The organism is Microbacterium enclense (assembly GCA_038182865.1).
Taxonomy (GTDB): domain Bacteria; phylum Actinomycetota; class Actinomycetes; order Actinomycetales; family Microbacteriaceae; genus Microbacterium; species Microbacterium enclense_B.
The window spans coordinates 1,795,235-1,810,674 of sequence record CP116226.1 but is presented as its reverse complement, the minus strand read 5'-3'; the positions used below and the strand labels follow the sequence as shown (position 1 = coordinate 1,810,674).

Annotated in this window: 13 protein-coding genes; 2 read left to right on the top strand and 11 right to left on the bottom strand. The window is 71.7% G+C overall.

All coding sequences use genetic code 11. The features are described 5' to 3' along the window. Nucleotides 1–225: 225 nt before the first annotated feature. The 3 genes from PIR02_08440 to PIR02_08430 are packed head-to-tail and all read right to left on the bottom strand — an operon-like array spanning nt 226 to nt 3,191. Nucleotides 226–1,194: a site-specific DNA-methyltransferase gene (locus tag PIR02_08440; GenBank protein WZH38691.1), complete on the bottom strand. Its 969-nt coding sequence runs from the start codon at nt 1,192–1,194 to the stop codon at nt 226–228. After that, nucleotides 1,191–2,240: a biotin/lipoate A/B protein ligase family protein gene (locus tag PIR02_08435; GenBank protein WZH38690.1), complete on the bottom strand. Its 1,050-nt coding sequence runs from the start codon at nt 2,238–2,240 to the stop codon at nt 1,191–1,193. The genes PIR02_08440 and PIR02_08435 overlap by 4 nt, the downstream gene beginning before the upstream one ends. 9 nt (nt 2,241–2,249) lie before the next feature. Beyond that, nucleotides 2,250–3,191 carry a DMT family transporter gene (locus PIR02_08430; protein WZH38689.1) on the bottom strand — a complete coding sequence of 314 codons (942 nt, stop codon included), beginning with the start codon at nt 3,189–3,191 and terminating at the stop codon, nt 2,250–2,252. Nucleotides 3,192–3,262: 71 nt separating this feature from the next. On the opposite strand from PIR02_08430, the gene PIR02_08425 reads away from it, so the two are divergent. After that, on the top strand, nt 3,263–4,171 hold the full coding sequence (locus tag PIR02_08425) for a LysR family transcriptional regulator (GenBank protein ID WZH38688.1): 909 nt from the start codon (nt 3,263–3,265) through the stop codon (nt 4,169–4,171). 39 nt (nt 4,172–4,210) lie between these two features. Here the strand turns inward: PIR02_08425 and PIR02_08420 are convergent, their stop codons facing one another. Together PIR02_08420 and PIR02_08415 are read right to left on the bottom strand one after the other, a co-directional pair. Then, nucleotides 4,211–5,185, bottom strand: coding sequence for an alpha/beta fold hydrolase (locus PIR02_08420; protein ID WZH38687.1), 975 nt, complete (start codon nt 5,183–5,185; stop codon nt 4,211–4,213). An 8-nt stretch (nt 5,186–5,193) separates the two neighbouring features. Beyond that, complete coding sequence (locus tag PIR02_08415; GenBank protein WZH38686.1) at nt 5,194–6,165, bottom strand: acetylxylan esterase; 972 nt, start codon at nt 6,163–6,165, stop codon at nt 5,194–5,196. A 47-nt stretch (nt 6,166–6,212) separates the two neighbouring features. Between PIR02_08415 and PIR02_08410 the strand changes: the two genes are divergently transcribed. Beyond that, on the top strand, nt 6,213–7,013 hold the full coding sequence (locus tag PIR02_08410; GenBank protein WZH38685.1) for a DeoR/GlpR family DNA-binding transcription regulator: 801 nt from the start codon (nt 6,213–6,215) through the stop codon (nt 7,011–7,013). A gap of 44 nt (nt 7,014–7,057) precedes the next feature. Here PIR02_08410 and PIR02_08405 read toward each other — a convergent pair whose 3' ends face one another. The 6 genes from PIR02_08405 to PIR02_08380 all read right to left on the bottom strand — a co-directional run bounded on the left by PIR02_08405 (nt 7,058) and on the right by PIR02_08380 (nt 15,314). Then, complete coding sequence (locus tag PIR02_08405; protein ID WZH38684.1) at nt 7,058–7,948, bottom strand: substrate-binding domain-containing protein; 891 nt, start codon at nt 7,946–7,948, stop codon at nt 7,058–7,060. A gap of 64 nt (nt 7,949–8,012) precedes the next feature. Further along, the gene (locus tag PIR02_08400) at nt 8,013–10,265 is read right to left on the bottom strand and encodes an FAD-dependent oxidoreductase (protein ID WZH38683.1); all 2,253 of its coding nucleotides are present in this window, start codon (nt 10,263–10,265) and stop codon (nt 8,013–8,015) included. A gap of 66 nt (nt 10,266–10,331) precedes the next feature. After that, nucleotides 10,332–12,164 carry a BNR-4 repeat-containing protein gene (locus tag PIR02_08395; GenBank protein WZH38682.1) on the bottom strand — a complete coding sequence of 611 codons (1,833 nt, stop codon included), beginning with the start codon at nt 12,162–12,164 and terminating at the stop codon, nt 10,332–10,334. 1 nt (nt 12,165) lies between these two features. Further along, complete coding sequence (locus tag PIR02_08390; protein ID WZH38681.1) at nt 12,166–13,485, bottom strand: extracellular solute-binding protein; 1,320 nt, start codon at nt 13,483–13,485, stop codon at nt 12,166–12,168. 51 nt (nt 13,486–13,536) lie between these two features. Next, complete coding sequence (locus tag PIR02_08385; protein ID WZH38680.1) at nt 13,537–14,469, bottom strand: carbohydrate ABC transporter permease; 933 nt, start codon at nt 14,467–14,469, stop codon at nt 13,537–13,539. Continuing rightward, a complete protein-coding gene (locus tag PIR02_08380; protein WZH38679.1) occupies nt 14,466–15,314 on the bottom strand; it encodes a sugar ABC transporter permease in 849 nt (282 codons plus the stop codon). The genes PIR02_08385 and PIR02_08380 overlap by 4 nt, the downstream gene beginning before the upstream one ends. Nucleotides 15,315–15,440: the final 126 nt, after the last annotated feature.

The following is a 15,440-nucleotide window of genomic DNA, read 5'->3' as shown; positions in this document are numbered from 1 at the left end:
GGGTGCATCGGCGGGCCGTCGCGCGGAGTCGGCGGGCGACACGCGGCTCGGGCGGGGCCATCGACGGCGTGTCGGTCCTCGACTCCGCCTGACGGCACGGCCACCGTGCCCTCGACTCCGCCTGACGGCACGGCCACGGGGGCTCCACCCCCTGACGGCACGGTCACCGTGCCCTCGACTCCGCGCGACGGCGCAGTCCCGGGCCGAGAACATCGACCCGTCCGTTCAGTCCGCGAACGGCTCCAGACGTTTGTGCATCACCGCGACGGCGTCGGCGTTGTCGTCGATCAGCACCGCGTGCCGTCCGAGCGGCGCGGCGACCGCGCCGAGGGTGCCGCTGCCGGCGAACATGTCGAGCACACGGTCGCCGGGGCGGCTCGAGGCCTGCACCATGCGGCGCAGCACACCCTCGGGCTTCTGCGTCGGGTATCCCGTCTTCTCACGTCCCGTGGTCGGCACGATGGTGTGCCACCAGACGTCGGTGGGCATCTTGCCGCGCGCGGCCTTCTCGGGGGTCACGAGGCCCGGAGCCATGTACGGCTCGCGGTCGACGGCATCCGAATCGAAGAAGTAGGTCGCGGGATTCTTCACGTACACGAGGATCGTCTCGTGCTTGGTGGGCCAGCGGCGCTTGGTCTTCGCGCCGTAGTCGTACGCCCAGATCAGTTCGTTGAGGAAGGTGTCGCGCCCGAAGAGGGCGTCGCACATGACCTTCGCGTAATGCACCTCGCGGTAGTCGAGATGCAGGTAGAGCGTGCCGTCGTCGGCGAGCAGGCGCCATGCCTCGACGAGCCGCGGTTCGAGGAAGCCCCAGTAGTCGTCGAACCGGTCGTCGTAGGTGCGCAGGTCGCCGCGGAGGCGCGCGTACTCGCGCCCGTGGAAACCGCGCTGCACGACAGGAGGCGGGGGCGGCTCCTCCTCCGGGAACGTCAGCATGTTGGGGTCGTCCAGGGATGCCGCGTCCTCGGGCTGCTCGGCATCCGGGGTCGAGGCACCCTCCGCGTCATCAGCAGCCGGGGTCCACGTGGCCGACTCGACCGCCTTCGACCGCGTACGCCCGGTGTTGAACGGCGGGTCGAGGTAGACGAGGGCGAAGGAGCCGTCGGCGTAGGCCGGGGTGACCGTGAGGTTGTCGGCGTGGTGGATCTCGACGCGGCCGGGTGCGGGGGCGTCGACGAGGTTCTCGGCGCTCACGGAACGCGCTGCAGCCACGCGTCGGTGGCGAACTTCGAGGACACGAGGGCTTCGGCCTCGGCGTACTCTTCGTCGGTGATGTGGCCCTCGGTCGCCCCGTAGAGGGTTGTGAAGGTCTGGATGAAGCGTTCGATGATCTCGTCGCGGGGCAGACCGGTCTGGCTGCGCAGCGGGTCGACGCGCTTGGCGGCCGACACCGTGCCCTTGTCGCTGAGCTTCTCGCGGCCGATCCGCAGGACCTCGGTGAGCACCTGGCCGTCCATGTCGTAGCTCAGGGTCGCGTGGTGCAGCACTCCGCCGTTGGCGAGGCGCTTCTGCGCGGCCCCGCCGATCTTGCCGTGGGGACCGGCGATGTCGTTGAGCGGCTGGTACACCGCGTCGATGCCGAGCGAGCGCAGCGCCTGCAGCACCCAGTCGTCGAGGAAGGCATAGGAGTCGGCGAAGGTCATGCCCGCGACGAGGGATGCCGGGACGTACAGGGAGTACGTCACGATCGAGTTGGCGGCCATGAGCATCGCGCCCCCTCCCGAGATGCGCCGTACGACGTCGAAGCCGTGCTTCGCGGCACCCTCGGGGTCGACCTCGTTGCGCAGCGACTGGAACGAGCCGATCACGACGGCGCTCTCGTCCCACTCCCACAGGCGCAGCGTGGGCTTGCGCAGCCCCGCACCGACACGGCTGGTGAGCACCTCGTCGAGCGCGAGGTTCATACGCGGCGAGACGGGGCCGTCGTGCACGACCTCCCACTCGAAGTCGGCCCACCCGGGCGCCGTGACGAGCGCACGGCGGATGGCCGTCGCGACCGACTCGGGAGTGAACCCGAGCAGCTGCGCCCCCTCGGGGAGGGCCGCACGGATCGCCGCGGCGATCGTGGGGACGTCGGACTCGACCGGCAGACCGTTCACGGCCGCATCGATGTCGTCGAGGGCGTCGTCGGGCTCGAGGAAGAAGTCGCCCGCGAGGTGGAAGCCGTTGATGCGGCCCTCGCGCTCCTCGAGGTCGACGACGACCAGCTTGCCCCCGGGGACCTTGTACTCGCCGTGCATGGCTCCAGCCTACGGCGGGGGCGCGGCGACCGGGACGGCCGGGGCGCCCGCGGCGGCGACGCGCGTGCGACGGTGACGCCGCTCGATCGCCTGGCCCGCATACGACGCGGCGATGATCAGCGCCGCCCCCAGAACGCCGGGCAGGCCGAGGGCTTCCCCGCCGATGGCCACGCCCACCGCGACCGCCCACACCGGCTCCGTGCCCATGAGGATGCTCGCGCGCGTCGCCGAGGTGCGTCGCACGGCCCACAACTGGACGACGAACGCGAACACCGAGCACATCAGCCCGAGGAACAGGACGTTCACCCACCCGGATGCCGTGAGCCGGCCGACCGCGAGCGGGAGGTCTCCGCCGGCCACCGCCGAGGAGGTCGCGGCGCACACGACGAGCTGCACGAGAACGACGGCGAGTGTGCTGTCGCGTCGCCCCCGCGTCAGGTGTCCGCTCGCGGTGACGTGCACGGCTCGCACCACGGCGGCCGCGATGACGAGGGCGTCCCCGGCTGTGGGGAGGCGGAACCCTCCGCCCGACACCAGCAGCGCGACGCCGACGACCGCGGCGACGGCGGCGACGAAGTACGACCGCGGGAGCCAGGACCGTGACGCGATGCTCTCGAGCAGCGGCGTGAAGACGAGCGCCAGGCTGATGAGCAGCCCCGCGTTCGTCGCCGAGGTGAGGTGGACCCCGGCGGTCTCGAGGCCGATGATGGCCGCCTGGGAACAGCCGAGCAGCGCGGCGACGGCGAGGCCCCGGCCGCGCGGCATCCGTTCTCTCCGGGCGAGGCAGATGACTCCCAGCGCCAGGGCGGCGACGAGGAACCGCAGGGCCACGGCGGGCGCGACCCCCACCTCGTCGGTCAGCTCTTTCGCGGCGAGGAAGCTGGCGCCCCACACGGCCGCGACGGCCACGAGAAGGCCATCGACGAGGAGTTCGGGGACGCGACGGGTCATGGTTCCACTTTCGACCGGGAAATCCGAAAGAACAACGAGCAGTCTCTTCACCGTGTCGTAAGTTTTTCCTTATGGATGCCACTCACCTCCGCCTTCTCCGCGAGCTCGCCGACCGCGGCAGCGTGGCGGCGGTGGCCGCGGCCCTCCACGTGTCGGCGTCGGCGGTGTCGCAGCAGCTGGCGAGCCTGCAGGCGCGCGTTCCCGTGCCCCTGACGGTGCGGCGCGGCCGAGTGCTGGCGTTGACCCCCGCGGGCGAGGCTCTGGCCGCCGCGGGGACCCGCGTCGACGAGGCGCTCACCGCGGCGCGCGAGACGGTCGGCGCGTTCCTCGACTCCGACGACCGGCCCGTGCGGGTGTCGGCGTTCCACAGCGCGGGTCTGGCGCTTTTCGGTCCGCTGCTCCGAGAACTCGGCGGCATCCCTCCCCTCCACCTGGCCGATGCCGACGTGCCGCATCGCGACTTCCCCGGTCTGACCGCCGACCACGACCTCGTCATCGCGCACCGGCTGGCGCACGACGCGCCCTGGCCGGTGGATCGGGTGACGTCCACGCCGCTGCTCAGCGAACCCCTCGACATCGCGCTGCCCGCGGCGCACCCGCTGGCCGGACGCGACCGTCTCACCGCCGCCGATGTCGCCGGTGAGCGCTGGGTCTCGGTGCACCCGGGCTTCCCTCTCGCCGGGGTGCTCGACCACCTCGCGGCGCACGTGGGGCGCCCCCTCGATGTCGCCCACCGCATCAACGAGTTCTCGGTCACCGCCGAGGTCGTACGCGCCGGCGCCGCGGTGGCGGTGATGCCGCGCACGACCACCCTGCCGCTCGCGGTCGAGGGTCTCGTGCTGCGCCCGCTGACCGATCTCCCCCTCGTGCGTCACGTCGACGCGCTCGCCCGCCCGGACGCCCTGGCCTACGCCTCGGTGCGGCGCGTGCTGCGGGCGCTGCGGACGGTCGCGGCGCGGGCGACGGATGCCGCCGGCTGAGGTGCGGACGGACGGGAGCCGTCCACGGGCCTCGAGGATTCACGCGAGGCGACGCGCGAGCTCCCGGAGCACCACGAGCTGGTGGTGGGGTCCCCCGCCCTCGTGGCCGTTGTACGGGTAGACGCGGATGCTCTTCTCTCCCGCGTAGTGATTGTACGCCGCGAACACCGTCGACGGCGGGCACACGGCATCCCGGAGCCCCACCGAGAAGAGCGCCGGAACGCGCGAGCGCGCGGCGAAGTTGACGCCGTCGATGTACGAGAGCACGCGGAAGACCGCGTCTTCGTCGCCGCGCCGGGTCTGCAAGTACGTGACGAGCTCGCTGTACGGCGCCGCGTCGGTGAGGGCGACCGCGCGGCGGATCGCGCTGAGGAAGGGGAAGTCGATGGCCGCGGCCACGAGACCGTCGGCGAGCGCGGCCGCGGCGAGGGCGATGCCGCCGCCCTGGCTGCCGCCCCACACCGCGATGCGGTCGGGGTCGATCGCGGGGTGGGCCCGGGCGGCGTCGACGGCCCGTACCGCGTCGCCGAACACGCGGCGGTAGTACGAGTTCGCGGGGTCGTCGAGGCCGTCGGTCAGTCGGCCGGAGGGGTGCGCGGCGCCACCCACCGGGTCGGGGGTCGCTCCGGGGAAGGCGCCGCTGGTCTGCCCGCGGGTGTCCATGACGAGCACGGCGAGACCGGCGCTGGGCAGGAGCGTGTGCTGGTGCGCGAGACCCCGCCCCGAGTTGTAGCCGATGTATTGCACCACGCAGGCCAGGGGTCCGCCCGCTCCGCGCGGACGCAGCAGCCAGCCGCGCACGGGGTGACCGCCGAAGCCCGCGAACTCGACGTCGTCGACCTCGACACCGCAGACCCCGCTCTCGGCGACCGGGACGGGCCGGAAGCGCGGTTCCCACCCGGCCGCGCGCGTCTCGGCGAGGGTGTCGGCCCAGAACCGGTCGAAGTCGGCGGGTTCGTCGCGCGCCGGAAGGTAGGTCTCGAGCTGGTCGAGGGGAAGGTCGAACTGCGGCACGGTGCTCCTCAGCGGGGGACGGAACGGTCGATGTGACGGAGGGTGGCGGCGAAGGCCTCGGCCCGCACCTCGGCGAGACCGTCGTACTCGCGGTGCCCGAAGGGCAGCACGGCGAGTTCGAGCGTGGCACCGGGGGCCCGCTCGATCGCGTTCGCGACGGCGAACTGTCCGGGAGGAGGCACATGGCCATCGCGCAGCGCCGCCTCGACCCGCACGGGGACCGATGCGAAGCCGGCCGCCGTCGACGCGTCGAAGAAGCGCAGCACCTCGCGCGCGGACGGGTGCGCGGCGACGTACTGCCGGACCCGTTCCCCGCTGCCCTCGCACGGCATGCGCAGCCGCAGGTCGTACTGCCCGAAGCTCGGCACGATCAGGGTCGCGCCGACCACCCGGGGGTCCCAGGGCAGCGCGAGCGCACCGATCCCTCCCCCGAAGCTCTCCCCCACGAGGTACAGGGGGAGCTCGCCCGCGAGCACGCGCAGCGCGGACCCGGCGTGCCACAGGTCGACCGCGCACCGACCGAGCACATACTCGTCGATCGTGTGGATGCCGTGCAGGACGTGCCCCTGCGCGGGAGTGGGCGCTCCCACCCCGGCGTTGAGGCGCCCCTGCCCGCGTGCGAGAGCGAAGAACACCGCTGCGTCGGCGGGGACGCGGTCGAACTCGGGTTCGTCGCGTCCCCCGTAGCCGTGGCTGTGCACCACGCCGACCCGGGTGGGTTGCCCCTCGACGGCGGTCGCGAACCAGCCGCCGAGGCGGAGACCGCCGGAGACCACGTGCTCGATCGCGAACAGCTGTCGTCCACCCCGATGTCCGAGGGGACGCACCCGCAGGTCGGGGTCGACCGCGAGGGCCTCGTCGTACCAGGCACGCCAGCGCGCGGCGAAGCCCGGCGGGGGTGGCATGGGAGGCACCGCTCGCAGCGCCGCGAGGTCGAAACCGTAGTCGCCGTCGCCCGGCTCGATCGTCGCGCCGGTCATGAGCGGGCCGCCGTGGAAGACTGGAGGCCCGACCGAGAGGAGCGATCGTGCTCGCCGCCGAACGCCGATCCCGCCTGCTGGCGGAGGTGCGCCGTCACGGGGCCGCGGCCGTGCCCGACCTCGCCGCCGCCCTCGGGGTGAGCGAGATGACGATCCGCCGCGATCTCGATGTGCTGGCCGCCGACGGTCACGTCGACAAAGTGCGCGGTGGGGCACGCCACCCGCGTCCGAGCGACGCCCCCGCCCGCGACCTCACCGCGCAGTCGCGTCGGAACGGCGCGGAGAAGAGCGCGATCGCCCGCCGCGCCGCAGCCCTCGTCGAGCCCGGCATGTCGGTGGGGCTCGGTGGCGGGTCGACGACATGGGCGCTCGCCCAGGAGTTGCGGGGCATCGACGACCTCACGATCGTCACCAACTCGCTGCCCGTGGCCGACGTCTTCGCGCGCCCGGATCGCGCCGACGAGCCGTACACCCAGACGGTGGTGCTCACGGGCGGTGTGCGCACCCCGACCGACGCCCTCGTGGGCCCGGTCGCGGTGGCCTCGCTCGAGCACCTGCACTGCGACGTCGTCTTCCTCGGGGTGCGCGGTATCGAGGTGACCGCGGGCCTGACCACGTCGAACCTGCTCGAGGCCGAGACGAACCGTGCCCTCGTCGCCGCCGGGGCGCGCGCGATCGTGCTCGCCGACCACTCCAAGTGGGGCGCCGTGGGACTCACGACCATCGTCGATCTGAACGAGATCGACCTGGTCGTCACCGACGCCGGTCTCGCGGCCGACGACGAAGAGGTGCTGCGCGCACACGTCGCCGACCTGTGGGTCGCGACGTTGCCGTCCGCCGACGACTGACCACCGCCGGACCGCTCGAAGCGGCCAGGCGCCCGGGCCGCCGGTCACCGGGCTGTGCTCGCGCGAGCGATCACCGTGGCATCCACCACGATGTGCCGCACGGGGACGTCGGCTCCCGGCGGCGCCGCCATCTGACGCTCGAGCTCGGCGAACGCGGCCTCGACGATGCCGTGGTCGTCGGGGGCGACCGAGGTGAGAGCCGGCACCGAGAAGGTCGCGGCGTGCACGTTGTCGATGCCGATGACGGCGACGTCTCGGGGGACGGTGAGCCCCAGCTCGTGCAGCGCCGCGAGCACGCCGAACGCGATCGAGTCGTTCGAGCAGACGACCCCGTCGAACGCGATGCCGTCGGCGTGCAGGCGTCGCAGCGCCGCCGCGCCCTCTTCCGGGGTGAACGCGTCGACCGGGACGATCAGGCCGGGATCGTCGGCGATGCCGAGGCGTGCGACGGCGTCGCGGTACCCGGTGAAGCGCTGGTCGGCGGCATCCGAGGGGCGCGACAGCCGGGGGCCGATGAAGGCGACCCGGCGGCATCCCACCGACGCGAGGTGCGAGGTGGCGAGATCGGCCGTGCGCCGGTTGTCGATCGAGACGTGCGTGAAGGGGCTCACGGCGATGTGCTCGCCGAGGAGCACCAGCGGGCCCGGGGAGGTCCGGCGGGTCAGGTCGCCGACGGTGAGCGAGCGCGGGATGTGGATGAGACCGTCGGTGGCGGGGAGACCGACCCCGTTGGCGATGTCGATCTCGCGCTGGTGGTCGCCCTCGGTCTGCTGGATGAGGATCGACAATCCCCGCGCCTCGGCACCCCGCGCCAGCAGCGTCGTCAGCTCGGCGAAGTACGGCTCTTCGAGGTTGGGGACAGCCAGCGCCACGATCCCGGTGCGCTCACGGCGGGTCAGAGGCGACACCCGTCGTGGCGAGGGGGAATCGGTCATCGGTGAACTCCTCGTACGCCGGGTGGGCCGGTCGACTCTCGGGGATACGGTATCGCGGGGCATCTCACTCCTGGACGCGGAACGCCACGACGCGCGCCTCGGGGGAACCGTTGGTCGCCGTGATCACCACGCGGGCCGCGGTCACCGCGCCGATCTCGGGGGCGACCGGGTGCCCACGGCGGCGACGACGATTGGCGGTGACGTCGGCCACCGGATGCCAGTCGCCGTCGGCCGCCCGCACCTCGACCCGGTAGTCGCGGACGAGCGAGGGCATCACGAGGTGCGGATCGCGGTGGTGGTGCAGGGTGTTGAGCTCGACGTCGGGGTCGTCGTCGAACACGAGGACGATCTCACGCGGGTGTACAGGCTCGTCCCAGTCGAGCCGGATCCACTCGGGCTCGCCCGCGAGCGGACGGGAGGCCCACGCGTTCGCGCCGCCGAACGGCCGTTGGTAGCCGCCGACCGCGCGCTCGGGGGCGAGGGCCTCGGACGCCGCCGAGGAGCGGAACACGATCGACCGGCCGCGCAACGGCTTCGTGGGCCACTGCACCAGCAGCTCGTCGAGGCTCACGTGCACGTTCTGATCGTCGGCATCCGAGGTGTGCACGAGGGTCAGGATGCCGGGGGGCAGCCGATCCGTGGTGAACAGCGTCACCCCGGGTCGGGCCCGGACGACGACGACGGCGTTGGCCGGGGTCTCGGGCGCCCAGCGCACCGGGACGGTGACCCATCGAGCCGGCCCCGCGGCGAGCGGGACGGTGACACGGTGCTCGAGGTGCTCGGGCACGACGTTCTGCGCGAGACCGGTCGAGAACACCTCGACCTCGAGCTCGGTGTCGCCCGTGCTCTCGACGAGGAGCTCCACCCCGTCGAGGTGCGGGTGGACGGGCAGGACGATGCCGATGTCGTGGACGAGCGGGGAGGGCTCGATCGGTGCGGAGGCATCGGGTCCGAGGCCGTCGCGCACGCTCGAGGCCGACACCCGCGCGGTGAGAGCGAGGTCGGACGGATCGGCGTCGACCACGCCGATGAGAGGGGCGTCCTGACGCAGCAGGAGCTGCCGCAACTCGGCGCGGTGTTTCTCGTACACCCCGCGCGGCGACGTGCCGTGGGTGAGCGCGAGCGCTGCCGCGGTGCCCGCGGCCTCCCCCATCGCCGCGCACGTGGCCATCACGCGTGCGGCACCGAAGGCGATGTGGGTCGCGGAGATGTCGCGCCCCGCCATCAGCAGATTGTCGACGTCGGCGGAGTAGAGCGAGCGGTAGGGGATCTCGAAGACCCCGTTCGAGAAACGCTGCACCGCGCCCGCGCCCGTGGAATACATGCCCTCGGTCGGGTGCAGGTCGATCGACCACCCGCCGAAGGCGACACCGTCGTCGAACCGCGTCTGTTCGAGCACGTCGCGCTGGTGCAGCGTGTAATCGCCGACGAGACGGCGATACTCGCGCTTGCCGGGGACGTTGCCGATCCACTCGAGGTCGAGGGTCTCGGCGTCGAACTCGCCCGAGTTCTTGATGTGATCCCAGATGCCGAGGATGACCGAGCGCAGCTCGTCGCGGATGCGCTCGTTGTCGTGCACGATGTCGAGCTCGCCGCCCCACTCGATCCACCAGTAATGGGCCCCGCTGTCACCGCTGCGGATGATGCGCGACGAGGGGATCGGGGTGTCGCGGATGGCCTTGGCGGAGTCCGGCGCGACGAACCGCACCGGGTGCCCGGCATCCTTCGTGTAGAAGAGGAGCGTCGACCCCAGGAAAGTGCGCTCGGCCTCCTCGGGAGCCCAGTCCTCGTCGAACTCGGCACGCGCCTCTTTGCCGAGACGCGCGCGCGCACCGGCGAGGTGACCGATCAGACCGTCGCCCGTGGCGTCGAGGAACAGCGGGGCCCGCAGGACGGTCTCGGTCTCGGCGCCCATCGTCCAGCCGGTGACCGACTCGACGCGCCGCGCACCCTCGGGTCCGGTCGCGACGACCTCGCGCACGTCCGTGTTCAGCAGCAGCGTGATGTTCCGCTCGGCCCGGACGGCGTCGAGCACGACGTCGTCCCAGTGCACGGGGTTGCCGTCGGGGTTGCGGTACTGGTTCTCGAGGTAGAGCTCGCCGATGATGCCGTTCTCCCGCGCCCAGCGTTGGTTGCCATGCGCGGTCGCCCCGCACACCCAGACGCGGACCTCCGACGAGGAGTTGCCGCCGAGAACCGGACGGTTGTTGATGAGGGCGACGCGCCGATCCAGGCGCGCGGCGGCGATGGCGGCGGCGACTCCGGCGAGTCCCCCGCCGACGACGACGAGGTCGAAGTCGGCTGTGTGTGTACGCATGTCGCGTGAGTCCTTCCTGCGGACGCGGGGGCGTCCGGTGCGGTGCGGGGTGGGGAGATCAGGGGCCTACTCCACGGCGATCGCCTCGATCTCGAAGACCCGGGCGACATCGGTGGCGGATGCCGAGGGGTCGCTGATGAGCAGGCGCACGCCGTCGGCGACGACACCCGCGGCCGGGATCCTCACCAGGCGCTGCGTGTTCGCGGCGACGGAGCCGATGCTCGTCCATCCCGTGGACGTGTGCACCTGCACCTCGAAGGAACGGAGGACGGCCGCCGAGCCCGGCTCGGCGCTGTAGCCACTGCGCACGCGCACCTCCTCGAGTGCCACCGGAGCAGCCAGGCTCAGCGAGATCCACGGCGCGGTGTCTCCGACCGCCGAGATCCACCGACTGGCGTCGCTGCAGACGCCGTCGACGGCGCGCTCGGGGCCGGTGTCGGCACGCAGGCTCGACGAGGCCGTCGCGCTCGCACCCAGCGCGACGTTCACTCCGCCCGAGGCGTCGCGGAGGTCGGCCACCAGATCCGCGAGGGACGTGGACGGACCGACCGGCGCGTCGCGCGGAACGACCGCCCGCGAGAGGCGAGCCGGAGCGGCGACGGGAGCGGAGAGGTAGACCACGTCGGCATCGTCGGTCGATCGTTCCTGAGCACGCAGGCGTTGCTGGCCCAGGCGCGCCTCGCCGACCCCGGCGAACGACCAGGTGGAGGTCGCGTCGTCGCGTTCGGCGACGACCGCGCGACTGCGCACCTCTCCGCAGACCTGGGCGGTGACGACGGTGTAGAGGCGGGTGGTGGAGCCGGCGCGCGTGACGTCGACGGCCGCCGAGGTGGCGACCCCGTCGCCGAGGGCGGCCGCGTCGACGACCTTCTCGTCGACCCAGGCCGACCCGTTCCACCGGGCGAAGCGCGCGTCGTAGGCGGTGCGGTCCTTCGCAACGAAGCGGTAGCCGATGCCCGCGAGAGACGAGCCGTCGAGCGCGAGCTTCGCCGACTGCACCGCCGGGGTGTAGCTGCCGATGGTCTCGTCGGGCGAGAAGGGCCGCCAGACGACGGCTCCCGCCGAAGCGGGGGTGATCGGCCCGGGCACCGCCGTGCCCGCGGCGTCCGCGAGTGTCCCGGTCGCGGGGTCGTACACGGCGTACGAACCGAGGTGGCGTGCCGGGTCGGCGGGGAACGGTCCCCACTCCCACAGCACGTGCACGCGCCCGTCGGGCGACACCTCGAGATCATCGGGGTAGAAGGAGAAGCCGGTCGCGGCGGCGATCGTCGTCTCTCGCGCCCAGGATCCGGCATCCCGGTCGAAGTGGTACAGCACGCCCTCGCGGGCTCCGTCGGCATCGGTCCCGGTGCGCACCAGCACCCAGGCGTCACCGTTCGCCCCGCGCGCGGTCACCGGGTAGGTGATGTCGACGTCGAGGTCGGGCATGGTCGAGGTACGGTCCACCATCGTGCGCACGTCGCCCGCGGTGTCGGAGCGGAAGGAGTTCCACTGCTCGTTGTGCATCGAGACGAAGGCGTGGATGATCCCGTCGCCGTCGACGACGATCGAGGGCTGGTTGTGGCCGTTGTCATCAGCGAAGGTGACGCACGCGGCCCCCGCGGTGGCGCGGAGGCACCCCTCGGTCCACGTGCCGTCGGCGGCGCGGGAGGCGAGGTGCACTTCGTGGCGCGCAGCCTGGGTCGCGGGCGCGTTGAAGGCGAAGAAGGTCACGTCGCCCACGACGGCGAGGGGGTTCCACCATGCCGCCTGATTCGACGAGTCCACCGCGTACGGGAGTTCCTCGACCGTCGTCGCCGACGTCGTCACGGCACCGGTCGCGTGCGCGGGCGGCGCGACCATCAGCCCGAGGGCGAGCGCGGCGACGGCCGCCGCACTCGCCCCGCGAAGAGTCCGCATCTCAACCGACCAGCTTCTGGGCGGCCTCGCCGGCCTTCCTCATGGCGTCCTTCGGCGAGGCCGAACCGACCAGGACGGACTGCACCTGGTCGGCGATCGCCGACTCGATCTGCGAGTAGGAGGTGAACTTCCACAGCGGGTTCGAGCTCGCCGTCGCGGTGATGCGCTCGCTGAACGCCGCGCCGAAGGTGTCGGACGACACCTCGCTCGAGGACAGCGCCTCGGTGGTTGCCGGCGGAAGCCCCCGCAGCGCGTAGTCGGCGAGGATCGCGTCGAGGTCGCTCGTGGCGTACTGGGCGAAGTCACCGGCCGTGGGAGCACCCGCACCGTTGACCACGGCGATCGCCCCGCCCCAGACGAGGGCGCGCGGGGTGTCGCCGGCCTTCAGCACCGGGCGCGAGACGGGCGCCAGCTTGGCGGCGAGGTTCACGTCGGGCGACTCCTTCGTCACGGCACCGCGTCCGACCGGGGCGTCGTCGTACACCGCGGCGCGCCCCTGAGCGAACAGGCTGCGGGCGTCGAAGCGGTCGACGTCGGCGGCGATGAGGCCCTGGTCGTACAGGCCCTTGTACCAGGTGACCGCCTCGACGCTCGCGTCGTCGCCGATCGTGATCGTGTCACCGTCGACGAGCGGGCTGCCGAAGGTCTGCATCCAGATGAGGATGTCCTTCAGCTGCGCCGCCTTCGTCGAGGCCGCGTACGGGATGAGGCCGTTGCCGAGCCCCTTGAGGGCGACGAGTGTCTTCTCGAACTCGTCGACCGTGGTCGGGAAGGCGTCGGCACTGACCCCCACCTTGCCCAGCGTCTCGGAGTTGGTGACGAGGCCTATGGCCCCGATCGTCCAGGGCAGGGCGTACTGCGTGCCGTCGAAGGTCGCCGCCTGCAGAGCCGACGAGGTGTAGCCGCGACCGGATGCCAACGACGACAGGTCCTGCAGCTTGCCGGTGGCCGCGAGGCTGCCGAGCCACGCGACGTCGACGTGCGCGGCGCCGGTGAACTGCCCACCCGTCACCTGCAGCATGAGCTGGTTGATGTACTCGTTGTACGGGAAGGCGGTGCGCTTGATGGAGACGCCCTTCGCCTTCTCGTACGCCGCGAGGGTCCCCTCGAGCGCCGGCTTGGCGGACTCTTCGGTGAGCGACCACGAAGCGAACGAGAAGTCGGTCGGGTCGCCGCCGTTCAGCCCGGCGGCGCCGGCCGCGGGACCGGCGGCGCCGGTCGGAGCGCATCCGGCGAGGGCGGCGGCGCCGACGCCGAGACCGAAGAGCTGCAGGGCGCGGCGACGGCTGATGATCGGGTTGGGCAGGGACGAAGCTGACATAGGTGTCCTCCTTGACGGTGCGAGCGAGAGTGAAGTGGAAGCGGGGGCGGATCAGCCCTTGACCGCGCCGGCGGTCATGCCGCTGACGAGGTAGCGCTGGAGCAGCATGAAGGCGATGGCCACGGGCAGCGACACGACCAGTGAGGCGGCCATGAGCTCGGGCCACGCGGTGGCGGCCTCGCCGACGTAGGTGTTGACGAGGCCCGGGGGCAGCGTCTGCTTGTCGGGGCCGGCGAGCGTGAGCGCGAAGATGAAGTCGTTCCAGCCGCGCACGAAGGCGAAGAGCCCCGCGGCGACGAGGCCGGGTGCGGCCAGGGGCAGCACGATCGAATGGATCGTGCGCAGGCGCGAGGCGCCGTCGACGCGTGCGGCCTCGATCAGCTCGTCGGGGATGGTGTCGAAGAAGCCCTTCAGCATCCAGACGCACAGCGGCAGCGTGAAGGTCGTGAACGACAGCACGAGGGCGGTGTAGGTGTTCAGCAGGCCGTACGCGCTGAACACGCTGTACAGCGTCACGAGCAGCAGGGCCTGGGGGAACATCTGCGATGCGAGCACGAAGTACATCAGCTGCCGGCGCCCGCGATAGCGGAACTTCGAGAACGAGTAGCCCATGTATGCCGAGACGAGCACCGAGAGCACGGCCGTGATGACCGACACGATGATGCTGTTCTGCAGGTAGGTGAACAGCTGCGGGTTCGACACGAGCCCGGCGTAGGCGTCGAACGTGATCTGCGTGGGGAAGATCTTCGGCGGGTACGAGAAGACCTGGTCGCGCGGGGTGAGCGAGGTCGCGAGCAGCCAGTACACCGGCAGCAGGGCGAATCCGCCGCACACGACGACCGCGGCCCAGGCGGCAAGGCGCACGCCGGGGCGATCGGAGCGGAGCCCGGATGCCAGCTGACGCCGACGCCGCCGGGGCGCGGGAGCCGCCACGGGCGGCGCTTCGGGAGTGGGGGTGACGGTGGGGAGTGCGGTGCTGGTCATCGCTTCTCGCCCCTCTCGGAGAATCGGACGTAGACGACGACGAGCGCCATGAGCAGGATCAGCCAGAGCAGACCGAGGGCGCCGGCCCGGCCGAGGTCGAAGCCGTGGAAGGCGGTCTCGTACACCGCGGTGGCGAAGGTCTCGGTGGAACCGGCCGGGCCGCCGCCGGTGAGCACGTAGATGATGTCGAAGTGCTGGAAGTTCCAGATGAACTCCAGCAGCAGGACGAGCCCGATGATCCCGCCGATCTGCGGCACGGTGATCGAGAAGAAGCGGCGGACCGTGCCGGCCCCGTCCATCTCGGCCGCTTCGTGCAGCTCACGGGGGACGGTCTGGAGCCCCGCCAGAAGCATGACCATCATCCAGGGGAACGACTGCCACGTCTTGGCCACGATGACGGCGAACATCGCCGTGCCCGGCTGAGCGAGCCACGCTTGCGGCGCCACGCCCAGCGGTTCGAGGATCGCGTTCATCACGCCGTAATTGGCATTGAAGATCCACATCCACAGGAACGAGACGACGACCCCCGGCACGAGCCACGGGATGAGCATGAGCCCACGCATCACCTTGGAGCCGCGGATCTGCGTGTTCAGCGCGAGGGCGAGGGCGAAGCCGATCACGAAGGGCGCGATCGTCGTGCCCAGCGTGAACACGAGGGTCTGCATCAGCAGGCGGAGGAAGTCGCCCTCGAGCACGTCGACGATGTTCTGGAAGCCCACGAACTCCCGCCCGGGGAGCACGAGACTCTGCCGGAAGAACGCCGTGACGAGAGCCGAGATGAGCGGGTAGGCCACGACGACGGCCAGGAGGGCCATGCCGGGCACCACGAGGAGCACGGCGAACATGCCGCTGCTGAGCCGCTCCGGTCGGGTTCCGGCGGTTCGGTGCGCGTGTGCTCGTGAGTTCGTGTTGTTTGATTTTGTTTGTTTTTGTGTGAATGTCGTGGTCACGTCCGTGTGCACTTTCCTCGG